At 75.3% G+C, this 15,881-nt stretch carries 14 protein-coding genes; 6 read left to right on the top strand and 8 right to left on the bottom strand.

The features are described from left to right. Window positions 1-32: 32 nt before the first annotated feature. The 5 genes from RMN56_RS24535 to RMN56_RS24515 form a co-directional block, all read right to left on the bottom strand. Complete coding sequence (locus RMN56_RS24535) at window positions 33-1,346, bottom strand: aminotransferase-like domain-containing protein (RefSeq protein ID WP_313719901.1); 1,314 nt, start codon at window positions 1,344-1,346, stop codon at window positions 33-35. 1 nt (window position 1,347) lies between these two features. Beyond that, on the bottom strand, window positions 1,348-2,472 hold the full coding sequence (locus RMN56_RS24530; RefSeq protein WP_313724851.1) for an alpha-hydroxy acid oxidase: 1,125 nt from the start codon (window positions 2,470-2,472) through the stop codon (window positions 1,348-1,350). A 112-nt stretch (window positions 2,473-2,584) separates the two neighbouring features. After that, window positions 2,585-3,565, bottom strand: a complete 981-nt coding sequence (gene lipP1, locus RMN56_RS24525; RefSeq protein WP_313719900.1) for a LipP1 family hormone-sensitive lipase — start codon at window positions 3,563-3,565, stop codon at window positions 2,585-2,587. Further along, on the bottom strand, window positions 3,562-4,785 hold the full coding sequence (locus RMN56_RS24520; RefSeq protein WP_313719899.1) for a cytochrome P450: 1,224 nt from the start codon (window positions 4,783-4,785) through the stop codon (window positions 3,562-3,564). Before RMN56_RS24520 ends, lipP1 begins: the two co-directional genes overlap by 4 nt. A 62-nt stretch (window positions 4,786-4,847) precedes the next feature. Further along, complete coding sequence (locus tag RMN56_RS24515) at window positions 4,848-6,131, bottom strand: SGNH/GDSL hydrolase family protein (RefSeq protein ID WP_313724850.1); 1,284 nt, start codon at window positions 6,129-6,131, stop codon at window positions 4,848-4,850. A 357-nt stretch (window positions 6,132-6,488) separates the two neighbouring features. On the opposite strand from RMN56_RS24515, the gene RMN56_RS24510 reads away from it, so the two are divergent. From RMN56_RS24510 to RMN56_RS24495, 4 genes are all read left to right on the top strand, one after another. Then, window positions 6,489-8,057: a class I adenylate-forming enzyme family protein gene (locus RMN56_RS24510; RefSeq protein ID WP_313719898.1), complete on the top strand. Its 1,569-nt coding sequence runs from the start codon at window positions 6,489-6,491 to the stop codon at window positions 8,055-8,057. Continuing rightward, complete coding sequence (locus tag RMN56_RS24505) at window positions 8,054-9,277, top strand: MFS transporter (protein WP_313719897.1); 1,224 nt, start codon at window positions 8,054-8,056, stop codon at window positions 9,275-9,277. Before RMN56_RS24510 ends, RMN56_RS24505 begins: the two co-directional genes overlap by 4 nt. A 153-nt stretch (window positions 9,278-9,430) precedes the next feature. After that, window positions 9,431-9,823 carry an MmcQ/YjbR family DNA-binding protein gene (locus RMN56_RS24500; RefSeq protein WP_262285716.1) on the top strand — a complete coding sequence of 131 codons (393 nt, stop codon included), beginning with the start codon at window positions 9,431-9,433 and terminating at the stop codon, window positions 9,821-9,823. Next, window positions 9,820-10,452: an HAD family hydrolase gene (locus RMN56_RS24495; RefSeq protein WP_313719896.1), complete on the top strand. Its 633-nt coding sequence runs from the start codon at window positions 9,820-9,822 to the stop codon at window positions 10,450-10,452. Before RMN56_RS24500 ends, RMN56_RS24495 begins: the two co-directional genes overlap by 4 nt. A 1,027-nt stretch (window positions 10,453-11,479) precedes the next feature. Here the strand turns inward: RMN56_RS24495 and RMN56_RS24490 are convergent. Then, window positions 11,480-11,980, bottom strand: a complete 501-nt coding sequence (locus tag RMN56_RS24490; protein ID WP_313719895.1) for an SLOG cluster 4 domain-containing protein — start codon at window positions 11,978-11,980, stop codon at window positions 11,480-11,482. A 75-nt stretch (window positions 11,981-12,055) separates the two neighbouring features. On the opposite strand from RMN56_RS24490, the gene RMN56_RS24485 reads away from it, so the two are divergent. Then, a complete protein-coding gene (locus RMN56_RS24485; protein ID WP_313719894.1) occupies window positions 12,056-12,739 on the top strand; it encodes an SGNH/GDSL hydrolase family protein in 684 nt (227 codons plus the stop codon). 112 nt (window positions 12,740-12,851) lie between these two features. On the opposite strand, the gene RMN56_RS24480 is transcribed toward RMN56_RS24485, so the two are convergent. After that, window positions 12,852-13,544, bottom strand: a complete 693-nt coding sequence (locus RMN56_RS24480) for a TetR/AcrR family transcriptional regulator C-terminal domain-containing protein (protein WP_313719893.1) — start codon at window positions 13,542-13,544, stop codon at window positions 12,852-12,854. A 58-nt stretch (window positions 13,545-13,602) separates the two neighbouring features. Between RMN56_RS24480 and RMN56_RS24475 the strand changes: the two genes are divergently transcribed. Beyond that, complete coding sequence (locus tag RMN56_RS24475; protein ID WP_313719892.1) at window positions 13,603-14,436, top strand: alpha/beta fold hydrolase; 834 nt, start codon at window positions 13,603-13,605, stop codon at window positions 14,434-14,436. Window positions 14,437-14,524: 88 nt separating this feature from the next. On the opposite strand, the gene RMN56_RS24470 is transcribed toward RMN56_RS24475, so the two are convergent. After that, window positions 14,525-15,880, bottom strand: a complete 1,356-nt coding sequence (locus RMN56_RS24470) for a hypothetical protein (RefSeq protein ID WP_313719891.1) — start codon at window positions 15,878-15,880, stop codon at window positions 14,525-14,527. Window position 15,881: the final 1 nt, after the last annotated feature.

The raw sequence follows: 15,881 nt of genomic DNA, 5'->3' as shown, positions 1-15,881 counted from the left end.
ACGGGTGGTGGCGGAACGACGACAGCGCGGTGTCAGGCCGGAGCGCCCACCGCGGACAGCTCGTCGGTGATCAGCGCGGCCAGCCGGTCCAGGCCCGTGTCGATCTGCTCCGGGGTGACCGCGCTGACCGACAACCGCAAGGCGTTGACCGGGGCGCCGACGTCGTAGAAGTGCGCCATGGGGGTCCAGAGCACGCCGTAGCCGCGGGCCGAGCGGTGCAGCAGCGCGTCGTCCACGCCGAACGGCACGGTGACCACGACGAAGAAGCCGCCGGCCGGGACGTTCCAGCGCACCGGCCCGCCGGCCGGGAAGCGCCGGGCCAGCCCGTCGGCGAGGTGCCGCAGGTTGCGGGCGTACGCGGCGCGCTCGCGGGCGGTGGCCGCCACCAGCGAGCAGTCGTGGGCCAGCAGCGCGCCGCCGATCACCGCCTGGCTGACCGGGGAGGTGTTCACGGTGACCATGCTCTTGATCTTGGCGAGCTGGTCGGCGAGCGGGCCGACCGTGCCGTCGGAGCCGGCCACCCGCTGGTCGGCGACGACGTAGCCGACCCGCGCCCCGGGCAGCACGGTCTTGGCGAACGAGCCGAGGTAGACCACCCGGCGGCGGGTGTCCAGCGCCTTGAGGGTGGGCAGCCGTTCGGCGCCGGCCGCCGGGAACAGGCCGTACGGGTTGTCCTCGATCAGCAGCAGTTCCTCCTCGGCGGCCAGGTCGAGCAGCCGCCGCCGCTGCGCCAGGTCCATGCTCACGCCGGAGGGGTTGGCGAAGTCGGGCATCACGTAGCAGGCGCGCGGGCGCAACCCCTCGGCGCGGGCGCGGTGCACCTGGGCGCGCAGGTCCGCCAGGTCGATGCCGTCCGGGCCGCCGGCGACCGGGCGCACCGGCAGGTCGACCAGGCGGGCCGCGCCGGTCAGCCCGACGTACGTGGGGGCGACCGCGAGCAGCACGTCCCGCGGCCCGGCCCGCAGCGCGCGCAGCACCAGGAACATCGCCTCCTGGCAGCCGACCGTCACCACGATCGCCTCCGGGTCGACGGTGAGCCCCTCGTCGACGGCCAGGTTGCGCGCGACGAGGTGGTGCACGATGCCCTTGGTCCGCCCGTACTGGAGCAGCGTCCGGTCGACCTGCGCGCGGCTCAGGCCCAGGTCGTCGGCGAGGTGCCGGCGGAAGGCGTCCAGGTGCTCGTGCAGCACCGCGGAGTCGAAGAACTCCTCGTACGGCCGGCCGGCCGCGAGCGACACGGCGTCCGGGTAGTGCTGCGCCACCTCGTTGAGGAAGTTCATCGAGTTCAACGCGGGGTCGTCCACGCTCGGGTGCAGGGCCGCGACGGTCAGGTCCACCGGCTCCACGTCAACCTCCGATCAGGGTGCGCAGCTGGCGGGCGGCGGCCGGGTCGGCGCAGCCACTGAGGATCAACGCGTCGCGCAGCTCGGCGGCGAGCAGCGCCAGGGCCGCCTCCGCGCCGGCCCGCCCGCCGGCCGCGAGGGCCCAGAGCATCGGCCGCCCGACCAGCACGCCGGCCGCGCCGAGGGCGAGGGCGCGCAGCACGTCCGTGCCGCCGCGCACGCCGCTGTCCAGCAGCACCGCGCAGCCCTCCCCCACCGCGGCGACCACCTCGGGCAGCACGGCCGCGCTGCCCGGTGCGCCGTCGAGCTGCCGGCCGCCGTGGTTGGAGACCACCACCGCGTCGACGCCGAGCTCCGCGGCGCGGGCCGCGTCGCGCGGGTCCAGGATGCCCTTCACGAGCAACGGCACCGGGGTACGCTCCCGCAGCCACGCCAGGTCGGCCCAGTTCAGCGCGGGGGCGAAGACCGCGCCGGTGTGCACGGCCACGGCGGACACGCCGGGGGTGCCCTGGTGGGCCAGGTCGTCCCGGCCGCCGGGCAGGTTCGCCGCCGTGACGTGCGGCGGCAGGGCGAAGCCGTTGCGCACGTCGCGCAGCCGCCGGCCGAGCACCGGCACGTCGACGGTGACCATCAGCCCCCCGCAGCCGGCGGCCAGCGCCCGGTCCAGCAGGTCGGCGACCATGGCGCGGTCGCGCAGCCAGTAGAGCTGGAACCAGACCGTGCCGCCGACCGCGGCGACCTCCTCGATCGGCGTGCTGGCCAGGGTGCTCGCCACGTAGGGCACGCCCGCCGCGCGGGCCGCCGCGGCGAGCCCCACCTCGCCGTCGGGGTGCAGCAGTTTCTGGTACGCCATGGGCGCGACGGCCACCGGCAGGGCGTACCGGCCGCCGGGCAGCGGCGCCTCGGTGGTCGGGACGTCCACCCCGGCCAGCATCCGGGGCAGCACCGCCACCCGGTCCAGCGCGGCCCGGTTCGCGGCCAGGGTGGTCTCGGTGCCGCTGCCGCCGGCCACGAAGTCCCACACGTCGGCGGGCAGCGCGGCCCGGGCCAGCTCGGCGAAGTCGGCCAGGCTGGCCGGCGGCGCGAACGCGGGTTCGGCGGGGGCGTCCCGTCGCCGGCGGCCCGCCACGGCCGGCTCGACGGCGGCCGCGTACGGCGGGACGCCGGTCGTCGTGGCATCCGCCGGGTCGCCCGGTCGCCGGCCCGGCACCGCCGGACGCAGGGCGGCCGCCGTCGTCGGGTCAGCCACGGTCGGCCCCACTCCCCGTGCCGGCGGCCGAGGCGGCCCGGTCGAGCCCGAACCGGGCCCGCAGGAAGGCCGCCGCCTGCTCCTGCGCCTGCCGCCCGGCGTCGAACACCCCCGGCATGGCGAAGAAGCCGTGCACCATGCCGTCGTACCGGGTCGCCTCGGTGGGCACGCCGGCCTCGGCGAGCCGGTCGGCGTACCGCTCGCCCTCGTCGCGCAGCGGGTCGTGCTCGGCGGTGATGACCAGCGCCGGGGGCAGGCCGGCGAGGTCCTCGGCGAGCAGCGGCGAGGCGAGCGGGTGGGCCGCGTCGCCGGGGTCGGCCAGGTAGTGCCCGCGGTACCACTCGACGGAGTGCCGGTTGAACAGCAGCGGGTCCTCCGCGCCGGTGGGCGCGCGGCGGGGCTGCTGGTCGGTGTTCGGGTAGACCAGCACCTGGGCGGTGAGGCGGGGGCCGCCGTCGGCGCGGGCCAGCAGGGTGACCGCGGCGGCCAGGTTGCCGCCCGCGCTGTCCCCGCCGACGGCCAGCCGGTCCGGGTCGACGCGGAACTCGTCGGCGTGCGCGGCCAGCCGGCGGACCGCCGCGTGGCAGTCGTCCACGGCGGCCGGGAAGCGGTGTTCGGGGGCCAGCCGGTAGCCGACGGTCACGGTCTGGCAGCCGGTGAGGTTGACCAGCCGGCGGCAGATCCCGTCGGCGGTGTCCACGCTGCCCAGCGTCCAGCCCCCGCCGAAGAACCAGACGAGCGTGGGCAGCGGGCCGTCGCCGGCCGGCCGGTGTATGCGCACCGGCAGCGGCCCGCCCGGGCCGGGGACCTGCGTGTCGCGTACCTCGTGCACGGGCTCGACCGCGCCGGCGCCGGCGCGGATCGCGGCGAGGTCGGCGGCGCGGGCCTGCGCCAGGGTCTGGGTGTAGAGCGGCGCGGTGCCCGCGGCCGCGCGCGCGGCCCGCCACGCGACCACCTGCGGGTGAAGCGTCATCGGGCCTCCCCGGTGGTGACGAAGAGCTTGTCGATGCCGCGCAGGAAGAGGCTGCCGCTGTAGGTGTAGGGCTGGGTGACCGCCAGCTCGGGGAAGCGGGCGAACAGCCGGGGCAGCGCGAGCCGGCCCTCCAGCCTGGACACCGCCGAGCCGAGGCAGAAGTGCAGCCCGACGCCGAAGGCGAGCGACGGCGGGCCCGCGCGGTGCGGGTCGAAGCGGTCCGGGTCGGGGAAGCGGGCCGGGTCGCGGTTGGCCGCGGCGATGAGCAGCAGCACGTTCTCGTCCCGCGCGACCGGCACGCCGCCCAGCTCGGTGTCGTGCGGCGCGGCGCGGGCCAGGAAGTGCACGGGACTCTCCATCCGCAGGACCTCGTCCACGCAGCCGCGGGCCAGCGCGTCGTCCCCGGGCAGCGCGGCCACCACGTCCGGGTGGGCCAGCAGCAACGGCAGGCCGTTGCTGAACATGTAGACGGTGGTGACGAAGCTGGCGTTGAACAGCACGATGAGGTTGCTGATCAACTCCTCCTCGGTCAGCTCGACGCCGCCCGCGTCCAGCACCTCGACCAGCCCACTGATCAAATCCTCGCCCGGCTGCTTCCGCCGGTGGGCCAGCAGCTCGCGGTAGTAGCCGCGCAGCTCGTCGGCGGCCTGGTTGGCCCGGGCGAGCCGCTCCGGCGTCTTGCCGGCCACGTCCATGTACTCGTCGATCCAGTCGACCCGCTGCCGGTACCAGGCCAGGTCCGCCTCGGGCAGGCCGATGAACTCGGCCATCACGAGCGCCGGGACCGGGTACGCGAAGTCGGCCACGAAATCCACCTCGGCGCCGTCCGCGCCGGCCTCGGCCATCCGGTCCAGCCGCTCCTCGACGATCCGGACGATCACCGGTTCCAGCGCGCCGAGCCGGCGCGGTGTGAACGTCCTGGCGAAGACCGCCCGCATCCGGGTGTGGTCCGGCGGGTTCACGAACATCATCGAGGTGAGGAAGGTGCGCAGGATCTCCTGGTCCTGCCAGCCGGGCGGGGCGCCCTTGTACCAGCCCGGGTCCCGCAGCACCCGGTCGACCAGGTCGTAGCCGCCGGACACGGCGGTGATCGTGCTGTGCTCGGCCCGTTTCGGAACCGCGGCGATCGGCCCGTGCTCGTGCAGGGCCGCGTACCACGGGTACGGGTCCTGCCGGCCCTCCTCGCTGTACAGGCCGGTCAGGATCGCGTCGACGTCCACAGTTTCCTCCCCAGGAAAGACGGTTGGGGGCGGCGCTGGTGCCGACGCCGCCCCCACCGGTGTCACAGTCCCAGCAGTCGCAGGGGCACGGCGTCGGCCATCGCCTGCGCGCCGGCTTCGTTCGGGTGGATGTGGTCCCCGGCGTCGTACGCCGGCAGCAGCCGGCTCGGGTGCGTCGGGTCGCGCAGCACGGCGTCGAAGTCGATCACCCCGTCGAACTCCGCGCCGCCGGCGCCGCGCAGCCAGGTGTTGACCGCCTGCCGGGTGGCCTCCTTCTCCGCGGTCCACACCCCCGGGCCGCCGTTGCCCTCGTACGGGGTGATCGTGCCGACCAGGCTGGTCAGCCCGCGCTCCTGGACCTGCCGGTTGAGCTGACGCAGCGAGGCGATGATGGCCTCCGCGCTGTCGCCGTTCATCCAGATGTCGTTGATGCCCAGGTGGGTGACGACGGTCCGCACCCCGGTCTGCGGGAAGACGTCCTCGTTGAGCCGGGCCAGGGCGTTCGGACCCAGCTCGTAGTAGCCGGGGAAGTCACCCGCGCCGGGCTCGGTGCCCTCGTGGTTGAGCCGGTTGCCGGAGAGGCTCAGGTTGAGCACGCCCGGGGTCCGCACGTCGGGGCGGGCATCGATGAGCCGCTTGGCCAGCAGGTCCGGCCAGCGCCGGTCGGCGTTGACGGTGCTGCCGTTGCCGTCGCCGATCGAGTCACCGAGGACGACCACCGAGCCCGGGCTGAGCCGGCGTTCCACGTCGATGCCGGAGAGGAACATCCAGCAGCAGTTGGGCCGGGTGGTGAAGCCGGCGCCGCCGGCCGCGGTGGTGAGGTCGGTGGCGCCGATGAAGTTGGTGACCCGGGACTGCCCGTGGAAGGTGACCGGCCCGGTGAGCACCGGGAAGTACAGGGTGACGACCAGGTCCTCCTGCTCCGCCACCCGGTAGGACAGCGGGTCGCTGAGCAGCTCGGCACCCTTGTTGATGGTGGCCGAGGAGGCACCCTGGAAGGACAGCTCGCGGACGCTGGCCGGGTCGATGTCGGACAGGTCGTCGGGCGTGGCGGTGTTGGGGCGGGCCACGGTGGCGTGGCCGACCATGACGGCCTGCTCGCCGTAGAGGTTGGTCAGCCGGACCCGGAGGCGGTCGCCGCCGACCGTGGTCTGCACCGGCATCCGGATGCTCTGGTTGTTCAGGCCGGTGTTGGTCAGGCCGACGGTGTTCCCGCGGGTCACCGCGGCGGCCCAGGTGCCGGCCCACTCGGCGCGCCCGTGCCGGGCGCTGTCCGGGTCGGCGGGGCCGGCGCTCGCGGTGACCGCGGGGGTGCCGGCGATCAGCAGCGTTGCGGCGGAAGCTATGACGTGCCATCTCTTCGGGGTCGGCATTGATCCTCCATCGTTGGCAGCCCCGGGCCGCGGCGCGATCGGCGCCGCCGCCGGGCGATGGACCGGAAACTAACCGTCGGCGGTGACGAGCGTCAATCGACCTGATCGACATGATCAAATGTCTTCGGGGTGCCGGCGAACGCCGTTCGGGCGCTGTCCTCTCCGGACCCGGGCTGCCTAGGCTCGGCACTGGCGGCGGTGCGGTCGCCGACCCTGGCACCTGCCGTCGCGCCCGGCTCCGACCTGCCGGGACGCCGCCACGGCGGTCGTCGTGGCACCGCGCACCGGTGCCACCGCCGACCGTCCCCGGACCACGATGGGGGCCGCCCGATGACCGACCGGCCGAACTACGTGCACGAGGCGCTGGACCTGTTCGCCGGGTTCGGCGACCGGGAGGCGCTCGTCGGCGGGGGCCGCCGGCTCACCTACCCCGAGGTCGGCGCCGAGGTGCGCCGCCTGGCCGGCGCGCTGCTGCGGCACGGCGTACGCCCCGGAGACGCGGTGCTCGTGATGCTCGGCAACACCCTGGAGGGGCCGCTGCTCCAGCTCGCGCTGCACCTGCTGGGCTGCCGGAGCATGTGGGTCGCCCCGGTCACCTCCCGGCGGGAGATCGACGAGTTCGTGACGCTGGCCCGGCCCGACGCGTTCGTGCACGACCCGCGCGACCCGCTCGGCGCGCAGCTCGCGACCGGACTGGCCGGCGTACCGGTGCTCTGCCTCGGGCCCGGCGGCGCGGGCCCGGACCTCACCGCCGCCGGTGAACCGGCCGACCTGCCCGCCGCGCCGCCCGCCCCGGAGTCGTTCCTGCAGACCAGCGGCACCACGGGCACCCCGAAGCTGGTGCACCACCGGGAGAGCTTCTACCGCCAGATCCTCGCCCTGGCCGCCGACATCCGGGCGGCCGGCTTCCCGCTGCTGCGGCACCTGTCCCACTCCCCCATGTGGCTCGCCAGCGGCCAGATCACCACCCTGATCAACCTGTTCACCGGCGGGGTGCTGTTCCTGCGCGAGCAGTGGGACCCGGCCGCGTTCATCCGGACCGTGGACGCCGAGAAGCTGACCTCCACGTTCGTCACCCCGCCGATGCTCTACGAGGTGCTCGACCACCCGGCCCTCGACGGCGCCGACTTCTCGGCCATGTTCATGTTCAACGTGGGCGCCGGGCCCGCCGCGCCCGCCCGGCTGCGCCAGGCGATCGCCCGCTTCGGCCCGTGCCTGCGCATCGTGTACGGGCTCAGCGAGGCCGTGGTGATCTGCGCCCTGCCCGGGCTCACCGAGGACCCCGAGCACCCGGAGCGGCTGCGCTCGTGCGGCCGCCCGTACGGGGACGTGGCCGTGGAGATCCGCGACGCCGACGGCCGGGTGCTGCCGGCCGGTGTGGACGGCGAGGTGTGGGCGCGCACCAGACTGAGCTTCGCCGGCTACCACGGGCAGCCGGAGCTGACCGCCGAGACGATCGTCGACGGCTGGGTGCGCACCCGCGACATCGGCCACCTCGACGCCGACGGCTACCTCTACCTGGTCGACCGGCTGCAGGACCGGATCCTCACCCGGCAGCGCAGCTGGCCGATCTACTCCCGCCCGATCGAGGACGTGCTCGCCGCCCACCCCGAGGTACGCGCCGCCGCGGTGATCGGCGTGCCCGACCCGGTCGCCGGGGAGCTGCCGCACGCGTACGTGGTGCGCACGCCGGGGGCCACGGTGACCGGGGAGGAGTTGATCGCGCTGGTCACCGGCGAGCTGAGCGAGACCTGGGCGCCCGGCGCCGTGGAGTTCCTGGACGCGCTGCCGCTGAACCGCTCCGCCAAGGTCGACAAACGCGCCCTGCGCGCCCGGTACGCCGCCGCCCACCCGGCCGACGCCGAGTCGCTGGGCACGGCCATCGGCAGCCCGGCGTGACCCCGCGCCGGGAGCTCTGCACGCTGGTCGGCGCCGACCTGCTGTCCAACCTGGGCACCCGGATCTCGGTGGTGGCGATCCCCTGGCTGGTGCTGGAGACCACCGGCAGCCCGACCCGGATGGGCCTGGTCGCGGCGGCGGAGACCCTGCCGTACATGCTCTCCAGCGCGCTGGCCACCCCGTGGGCGGACCGCTTCGGCGTACGCCGTACCTCGGTCGCCGTGGACGCGGCCAGCGCGGCCGCCATGGCGGTCGTGGCTCTGGCGCCCTGGCTGGGATTCGGCACGCTGCTGGTGCTGGTCGCGGTGGCGGGCGGGCTGCGCGGCATCGGCGACCGGGTCAAGCACGTGCTGTTCAAGCCGGCCGCCGAGCGGGCCGGGGTGCCGCTCATCCGGCTCACCTCCGCCTACGACGGGCTGGCCCGGGGCATGACGCTGTTCGGCGCCGTGCTCGGCGGGCTGCTCATCGACTGGGTGGGAATAACCCGGGCGATCTGGATCGACGCGGCCACGTTCGCGGCGTGCGCGCTGGTGATCGGCCTGCTGGTCCGGCCGCCCGCGCCGGCCCAGCCGGCGCCCCGGGAGAGCTACCTGCGGGCGCTGCGCGGCGGCTTCGCCTACCTGCGCACCGACCGCACGCTGCTGACCATGCTGATCGTGGTCTCCGCGTCGAACATGTTCGCCAACGCCAGCGTCGCCGTGTGGATCCCGCTCTGGGTGGACCGGGTGCTCGGCGACCCGGCCGGGTTCGGCCTGCTGCTGGGGGTGTTCTCCGCCGGAGCGCTGCTGGGCAACCTGCTCTTCACCGTGGCCGGCACCCGGCTGCCCCGGGGGACGACGTTCGCGCTCGGGCTGGCGCTCAGCGGCGCGCCCCGGCTGCTCGCCCTGGCGCTCAGCGACGACCTCGTGGTCGTGCTCGTCGTGACGTTCGTGTCCGGCATCGCCATCGCGGCCGTCAACCCGCTGCTCGGCGCGGCCCTCTACGAGCGGGTGCCGGAGTCCTTGCAGACCCGGGTGCTGGGCATCTCCGGCTCGGTGGCCTTCCTGGGCCTGCCCGTCGGGGCGCTGCTCGGCGGCTGGTCGGTGGCGGTGCTCGGGCTGACCCCGGCGCTGCTCGTGATGGCGGTGGCCTGCCTCGTGCTCACGGTGGCGCCGCTGCTGGTCGCTCGCCCGCCCGCCGATCGGCCGACCGCGGAACCGGTGGCCTCCACGCCGGCCTGACCCGCTACGTCCTGCTCCGGCCCGTGCCGGCCGTCGCGGCCGACGTCATCCCGCGCGGGGGGACGTGACGACCGCGCCGGACGACTTCGGCGCGGCCGGCCCGCCGGGATCGGGGCGGGCACCGGTGTCGGCGGGCCGGCGTAGGGTCGGCCCATGGCCACCTGGGACGACGTCCGGCGGATCGCGCTCGCCCTGCCGGAGACCACCGAGCGCGGTTCGCACGATGACCTGCCGGCCTGGCGGGTGCGCGACAAGCTCTTCGTCTGGGAGCGGCCACTGCGCCGCGCCGACCTCGACGCGCTCGGCGACGCCGCGCCCGACGGCCCGATCCTGGGCGCCCGGGTGCCCGACCTGGGCGCCAAGGAGGCGCTGCTCGCCGACGACCCCGAGGTCTACTTCACCACGCCGCACTTCGAGGGCTACCCGGCCGTGCTGGTCCGGCTCGACCGGATCGGGGTCGACGAGCTGACCGAGCTGGTCACCGAGGCGTGGCACGCGCGCGCCCCGAAGCGGCTGGCCGCCGCCCACCGGGCGGAGACCGCATGACCGTGCCGGTGGCCGGCATCGTCTTCGACATGGACGGCACGCTGATCGAGTCGCACGAGGTGGTGCCCGCGGCCTACCGCGCGGCGGTGCGGGCCGGCGGCGGGCCGGAGCACAGCGACGCCGACGTCATCGCGGGCTACTCGCTCGGCTCGCCGGCCGACCTGCTGACCCACCTGCTGGGGCGGCCGGCCACCGACGCGGACCTGGCGGCCTACCACACCCAGCTGGCCGCGCTCGCCGAGCGGGTCACCGTCTACCCCGGGGTGGCGGAGGTGCTCGCCGAGGTCGCCGCCCGGGTGCCGGTGGGCTTGTTCACCGGCGCAAGCCACCGGGCGGCCCGGATCCTGCTCGACCGGGTCGGCCTGCTCGGCCGTTTCCGGGTGGTCCTCGGCGGCGACCAGGTGGCCCGCCCCAAGCCGGCGCCCGACGGCGTCGAGCTGGCCTGCCGGCGACTGGGCGTGGACCCGGCCCGCGCCGCGTACGTGGGTGACTCGCCGTTGGACCTGCGGGCCGCCCGGGACAGCGGTGCCGTGGCGGTCGCCGCGGCCTGGGGCCACCAGTACGACCCGGCGGAGGCGGCCGATGTCCGCGCGGCCCGACCCGGGGAGCTGCTGGCGCTGCTCGGCTGACCGGACGCCCGGCACCCGTCGGGGTCACGCCTCGGGGGCCGGCCCGGGAGTTCACCGGATGTCGCCGGCCGGGCCCTCGCCGAGCATGGCGGGGTGGGCATTCCGCACGCGCCGGTCCGGCGACCGGTCCTGATCCGTTCCGTGGCCGGCACGGAACGCGTCGAACTCTTCCTGCTCAGCGCGGTGCTCTGCATCGGGGTGACCCGCGCCGTCCTGGCGGCGGCAGACTATCCCCGGGTCGGCACGGGCGGTCTGCACGTGGCACACGTCCTCTGGGGCGGGCTGGGCATGCTGACCGGCCACCTGCTGTCCCTGCTCTTCCTCGGTCCCGGGATCGCGCGGCTCGCCGCCGTGGTCGGCGGGGTCGGGTTCGGGCTCTTCATCGACGAGGTCGGCAAGTTCGTCACGGCGGACAACAACTACTTCTACGAGCCGGTCGCCGCGATCATCCACGGCACCGTCGTCCTGGTCTGGCTGGTGGTCCGCCTCGGCGTGCACCGCCGCCCGCTCACCGACGAGGAACGCCGGGTCAACCGGCTGCACGACCGGGCCGACCGGGTCGCCGGGTCGCGGGCCGGCGAGAGGGACGGGGTCACCGCGTCGCCGGCCGGCGAGCAGGCCCCGCCGGTCGTACCGGCGCGGAGGTTCGCCGGGCTGCCGCTGGAACGGCTGACCACCGGTGTGGCCCGGCCGTCCCCGGCGGCCCTCCTCACGGCGACGGCGCTGCTCGTGGTGTTCGCCCTGGGTCGGCCGCTCGTGCTGCTGTCCCGGGAGCCGACCGTCGCGCACCAGGTCCACGCGGCGGCGGCCAGCGCGTCGGCGCTGCTCACCGCCCTCGGGGTGGCCCGCTGGCGGGCCGGGCGGCGGCAGGGCGGGCTGCGGCTGGCGGCCGCGGCGCTGGTCCTGCAACTGCTGGTCGTGCAGGTCTTCTGGCTGCTCGACCACGAGTTCGCGGGCTTCCCGCTGGTGCTCGTGAACCTGCTGCTGCTCGTGCGGATCCGCACCCTGCTGCCGACCGCGGCGGCGGTCAGGTCGCGGTCGGGCCCAGAGGGGCCGGTTCCGGCCGGTTCCCGAGGGCCCGGCGCACGGCGTCCTCGGGTGTGGCCGCGTGGGCCGGGCCGGGGACCGGGACACCGCGGGCGTCCACGACGCGCCAGCCACCGAGCACCACCACCGGGATGCCGCCCCGCCGCAGGGCCAGCGCCACCTCGCTGAGCGTCCCCCAGGAGCCGCCGACGGCGATCACCGCGTCCGCGCTCCACACGAGGATGGCGTTGCGGGCCTGGCCCATGTTGGTGACCACCGAGGCGGACAGCTCGGCGGGGGCGGGAGCGGTGCCGTCGTCGGGGCGTACCCCGATGACCAGGCCGGCGCGGTCCCGGACGCCGGCGGCGACCGCGGCCATCACCCCGCCGCCCCCGCCGCAGAGCACGGTGACGCCGCGCTCGGCGAGCAGCTCCCCCACCCGCCGGGCCTGCGCCCGTTCCTCCGGCGTCGCCTCCGCCGGCCCGCACACCGCCACCTGCATCCCGCCATTGTTGCCGGTCCGCGGGCACCGGCCTCATGATCGACGGATCTGGTACGGCTGGGTTAGCGTGCGGGGATGGGATCGACGGTGGCCGAAGCGACGGATCCGTGGTGCCTGCGCCCGGGTGAGGCCGCCGAGCTGCTGCGGGGGCACCCGTGGCGGCGGTTCGTGGTGCTGGGCGACAGCGTGGCCGAGGGGATGTGCGAGCCGGTCGACGGCTACCCGGACCTCCAGTGGGCCGACCGGATCGGCGCGGAGCTGCGCGCGGCCGCGCCCGAGCTGGCGTACCGGAACCTGGGGCGGCGCGGGCTGCGGGCGCACGAGGTGCGGGCCACCCAGTTGGCGCCGGCGCTGGCGTTCGCGCCGGACCTGGCGCTGGTGGTGTGCGGGGGCAACGACGCGTTCCGGCCCGCGTACGACCCGGAGGCGGTCGACGCGGAGCTGACCGCGATGGTCACCGCGCTCCAGGGCGCCGGGGCGGACGTCATCACGGTCGGCATGTTCGACGTGTCGCACAGCCCGGCGGTGCCCGACCCGCTGCGAGCCGGCCTCCGTGAGCGGATGCGTCGGCTCTCCTCCCACACCGGACGGCTGGCGGAACGGCTCGGCACCCTGCACGTGCACCTGACCGACCATCCGCTCGTCGCGGATCCGTCGCTGTACAGCAGCGACGGCCGGCACGGCAGCGCCCGCAGCGACGCCGTCGCCACCGCGGAAACCCTCCGCGTCCTCGGCACCCACCTGCCCACCGTCTCCTGAACCACGCCGCCCTCCCCCGCCGGCGTCGATCAAGAGGTTTGCGTCGGGAACCGGGCTCCGGATGACGCAAACTTCTTGATCAACGCGGCCAGAGGCCGGGAGGCCGGCGGGGTCAGGTGGGGTCGGGGGTCAGCAGGCCGGCCAGCAGGCTGCGCAGGGTGCGCTCGAAGAGGTCCCGGTCGGGCGGAGGGGACGGGGGTTCCGCGAACGCGGCGGCCAGATGCGGGTACGCGGCCAGGTCGACGTGGTCGAAGGTGACCGTGCCGGCGGCGGCCGCGCTGCGGGCGAAGAGCGAGACCACGCCGGTGACCATGGCGATGGCCTCGAACTTCGCGGCGACCCCTGCCCGGACCGGTTGCAGCAGGCGCAGGCAGGCGTCGAAGTGGGCCAGGGTGTTCGGCCCCGGGACGGTGGGCCGGGCGACGGCGTCGGGCAGCCACGGGTGGCGGCGGTACAGGGCGAGCTGGCGGCGGGCCAGCCGGAGGAACCGGTCCTGCCAGGTCCCGTCGTCGTCGGCCGGGTACGGCCGCAGCTCGCCCGCGCACCGGTCGACCATGAGGTCCAGCAGGTCGTCCCGGGAGGACAGGTGCCGGTAGAGCGAGCCGGCGGCCATTCCCAGCGCCCCGGCGACCGCGCGCATCGACACGGCGGCCAGCCCGTCGGCGTCGGCCAGCGCGACGGCGGCGGCGACGATCTCGTCCCGGCTGTGCGTCGGGGCGGGGCCGCGGGCGCCGCGTTGCGGTCTGGTCCAGATCGACCGTCCGGTGGAGTCGCCGTCGGCCGCATTCCGTGGTGCACCGCTCACCACACCACTGTAAACTGCAAACGGCGTTCGCGGTTTTGCGGGGTCGGAGGGAGCAGTCATGCAGCGGATCACGGCACCGGACGGCGCGGGGATCGTCCTGCACTCGAGGGGCACCGGACCGGATCTCGTGCTGGTGCACGGGGGCGGGGTCACCGTCCACGAATACCGGCGGCTGGCCGCGCGGCTCGCCGACCGGTTCACCGTCCACCTGTACAACCGGCGGGGCCGGGCGGACGCGGCGGCGCGGCGCGAGCCGTACACGGCGGAGCAGGAGATCGACGACCTCGGCGCGGTGCTCGCGCACACCGGCGCCCGCCGGGCCATCGGGCACAGCTACGGCGCGTTCGTCGTCCTGCGGGCCGCGCTCCGGCTGCCGCTGGACCAGATCGCCCTCTACGACCTGCCGCTGTGCCTGGCCGGGCACGGCCTGCCCACCGCGTTCCTCGACCCGGCCGAGGAGGCGATCCGGGCCGGCAACCCGGCGCGGGCGCTGGCGATCGTGGGAGCCGGAGTCAACCCGCAGTCACCCGCGTCGCGGCTGCCCCTCGCCGTGCGTACCGCGATCTGCCGTGCGTTCCTGCGCACCGAGGTGGGTCGGACGATGGGCAGCCTGGTGGGGATGACGCTGGCCGAATCGCGGCAGGTCCAGGCCCACGAGGGGCCGGCCGAGGAGTACGGGCGGATCACCGCCGAGGTGCTGCTGGTCAGCGGCGCCCGGGCCGCTCCCTACTTCACCGAGATCAACGACCTGGTGGCCGCCGCCCTCCCCCGGGCCCGGACCCTGCGCGTCCCGGGCAGCGCCCACAACGGCATCGCCGCCGCACCCCCAAAGCTCGTCGACCCCATCGCCGCCTTCTTCACCACCCCCACGGCACCCGCCACCCGGCGTTGATCAAGAGGTTTGCGTCAGGAATCCGGCTCGGCGAGACGCAAACTTCTTGATCAACGCGGTGGCGGCCGGGGGGTGGCCGCGGGGTTGGTCAGTCGGTCAGGAGGATGCCGGTCATGAGGACGCCTCGGGCCAGGTTGAGGACCTCCTCGCAGCCCGGGTAGCCGACCCGTGCCAGGGCACCGGAGCCGGTCCGACCGAACAGGTACGGGGCGAGGCTGTAGGGGACCTCGGCGGTCACCGTCTCCCCGGTCTCGATCTGCACGAAGTCCATGGCCACCCGGTCGGCCTCGTGGTAGCGCTGGAGGATGTTGCCGCCCGCGTCGATCGCGGCCCGGACCCCGTCCTCCCACGCCACCGGGGTCATCGTCCGGCCGATCAGCACCCCGTGACCGGCCGAGCCGCCGGCCGGCTTGGCGACCAGGTCGGCCTGCTCGGCCAGCGCCCGGTCGAGCTGGTCGGCGGTGAGCGCCACGGTGTGCGGGACGTACCGGCGGATCAGCGCCTGGTCGGCCTCGGCCAGCAGGTCCAGGTCGGCCCACAGCCACGCGTAGTTGAGCTTGTTGCTGAGCAGCCAGGCGGCACTGCTGACGAACATCGGCAGGGTGCCGGCCGCGAGGGCGCCGGCCACCGCGTCGAGGCCCGCGCTGGGGGTGACCCGGTTGGGCACGAAGAGCCGGAACAGCGCGTCCACCGGGGCGCCGCCGACCACGAGCCGCCGGTGCTCGTCCAGGGCGGCCGTGCGGACCGGGGCGATGACCAGGTCGATGCCGAAGCGCGCGGCCTGGTCGGCGAGCGGCGAGAGGATCCGGATGAAGGTGTCGGGGTCGTCGAGGCCCGGGTACTCGGCGTCGAAGTCCATGAGCAGCGCCACGCGGGCGCCGTCGGGCAGGCCGAGGGTGTCCCGGATGGCCACGAACCGCTGGTCGAGCAGGGACGGCGCGGGCCGGACCGCGAGCCCGTCGAGCAGGCCGTGCTCGCGGTAGAGCTCGGCGTACCGGTAGATCACCGTGTCGGCGTCGAAGCCGCCGCCGAGGCTGCTGTCGATGTTGTACTCCACGATGCACGGCACACCGCCGGAGAACAGCACGTCGGGCCGGTACGCGGCGAGCAGCCCCTCGTGCAGCGGCTCGTCCTCGTCCAGCAGCCGGGTCTCCCCCACCGGCACGTCGAGCAGCCGGCGCAGTTCACCGGCGGTGCGGGCCCGGCGCCGGCAGGCCTCCAGGATGAGCTGGACGATCCGGTCGCACACCTCGTTGAGCTCCCGGAACGCGTCGGCCGTGAGCACCGGTGGCCGGGCGAGCCGCCACTGCTTGTTGTACGTGGCCCGGCCGTGGAAGATCTTCTCCCAGGCGCCGGCGCCGGCCGCGACCATCGCCGTACGGGTCGGCTCGGGCAGGTCGGTCCACGCCTGCCCGGCGGGCGGCCACGGATAGTTCGGGTCCATC

It is taken from the genome of Micromonospora halotolerans (assembly GCF_032108445.1).
GTDB classification, from domain to species: domain Bacteria; phylum Actinomycetota; class Actinomycetes; order Mycobacteriales; family Micromonosporaceae; genus Micromonospora; species Micromonospora halotolerans.
This window is presented reverse-complemented; position numbering and strand designations above follow the sequence as displayed.

Bases quoted from the DNA above. Each gene is read 5' to 3' on its own strand.
- RMN56_RS24485 (WP_313719894.1), top strand. From the start codon at position 12,056: ATGGGATCGACGGTGGCCGAAGCGACGGATCCGTGGTGCCTGCGCCCG.
- RMN56_RS24500 (WP_262285716.1), top strand. From the start codon at position 9,431: ATGGCCACCTGGGACGACGTCCGGCGGATCGCGCTCGCCCTGCCGGAG.
- RMN56_RS24510 (WP_313719898.1), top strand. From the start codon at position 6,489: ATGACCGACCGGCCGAACTACGTGCACGAGGCGCTGGACCTGTTCGCC.
- lipP1 (WP_313719900.1), bottom strand. From the start codon at position 3,565: ATGACGCTTCACCCGCAGGTGGTCGCGTGGCGGGCCGCGCGCGCGGCC.
- RMN56_RS24490 (WP_313719895.1), bottom strand. From the start codon at position 11,980: ATGCAGGTGGCGGTGTGCGGGCCGGCGGAGGCGACGCCGGAGGAACGG.
- RMN56_RS24475 (WP_313719892.1), top strand. From the start codon at position 13,603: ATGCAGCGGATCACGGCACCGGACGGCGCGGGGATCGTCCTGCACTCG.
- RMN56_RS24470 (WP_313719891.1), bottom strand. From the start codon at position 15,880: ATGGACCCGAACTATCCGTGGCCGCCCGCCGGGCAGGCGTGGACCGAC.
- RMN56_RS24495 (WP_313719896.1), top strand. From the start codon at position 9,820: ATGACCGTGCCGGTGGCCGGCATCGTCTTCGACATGGACGGCACGCTG.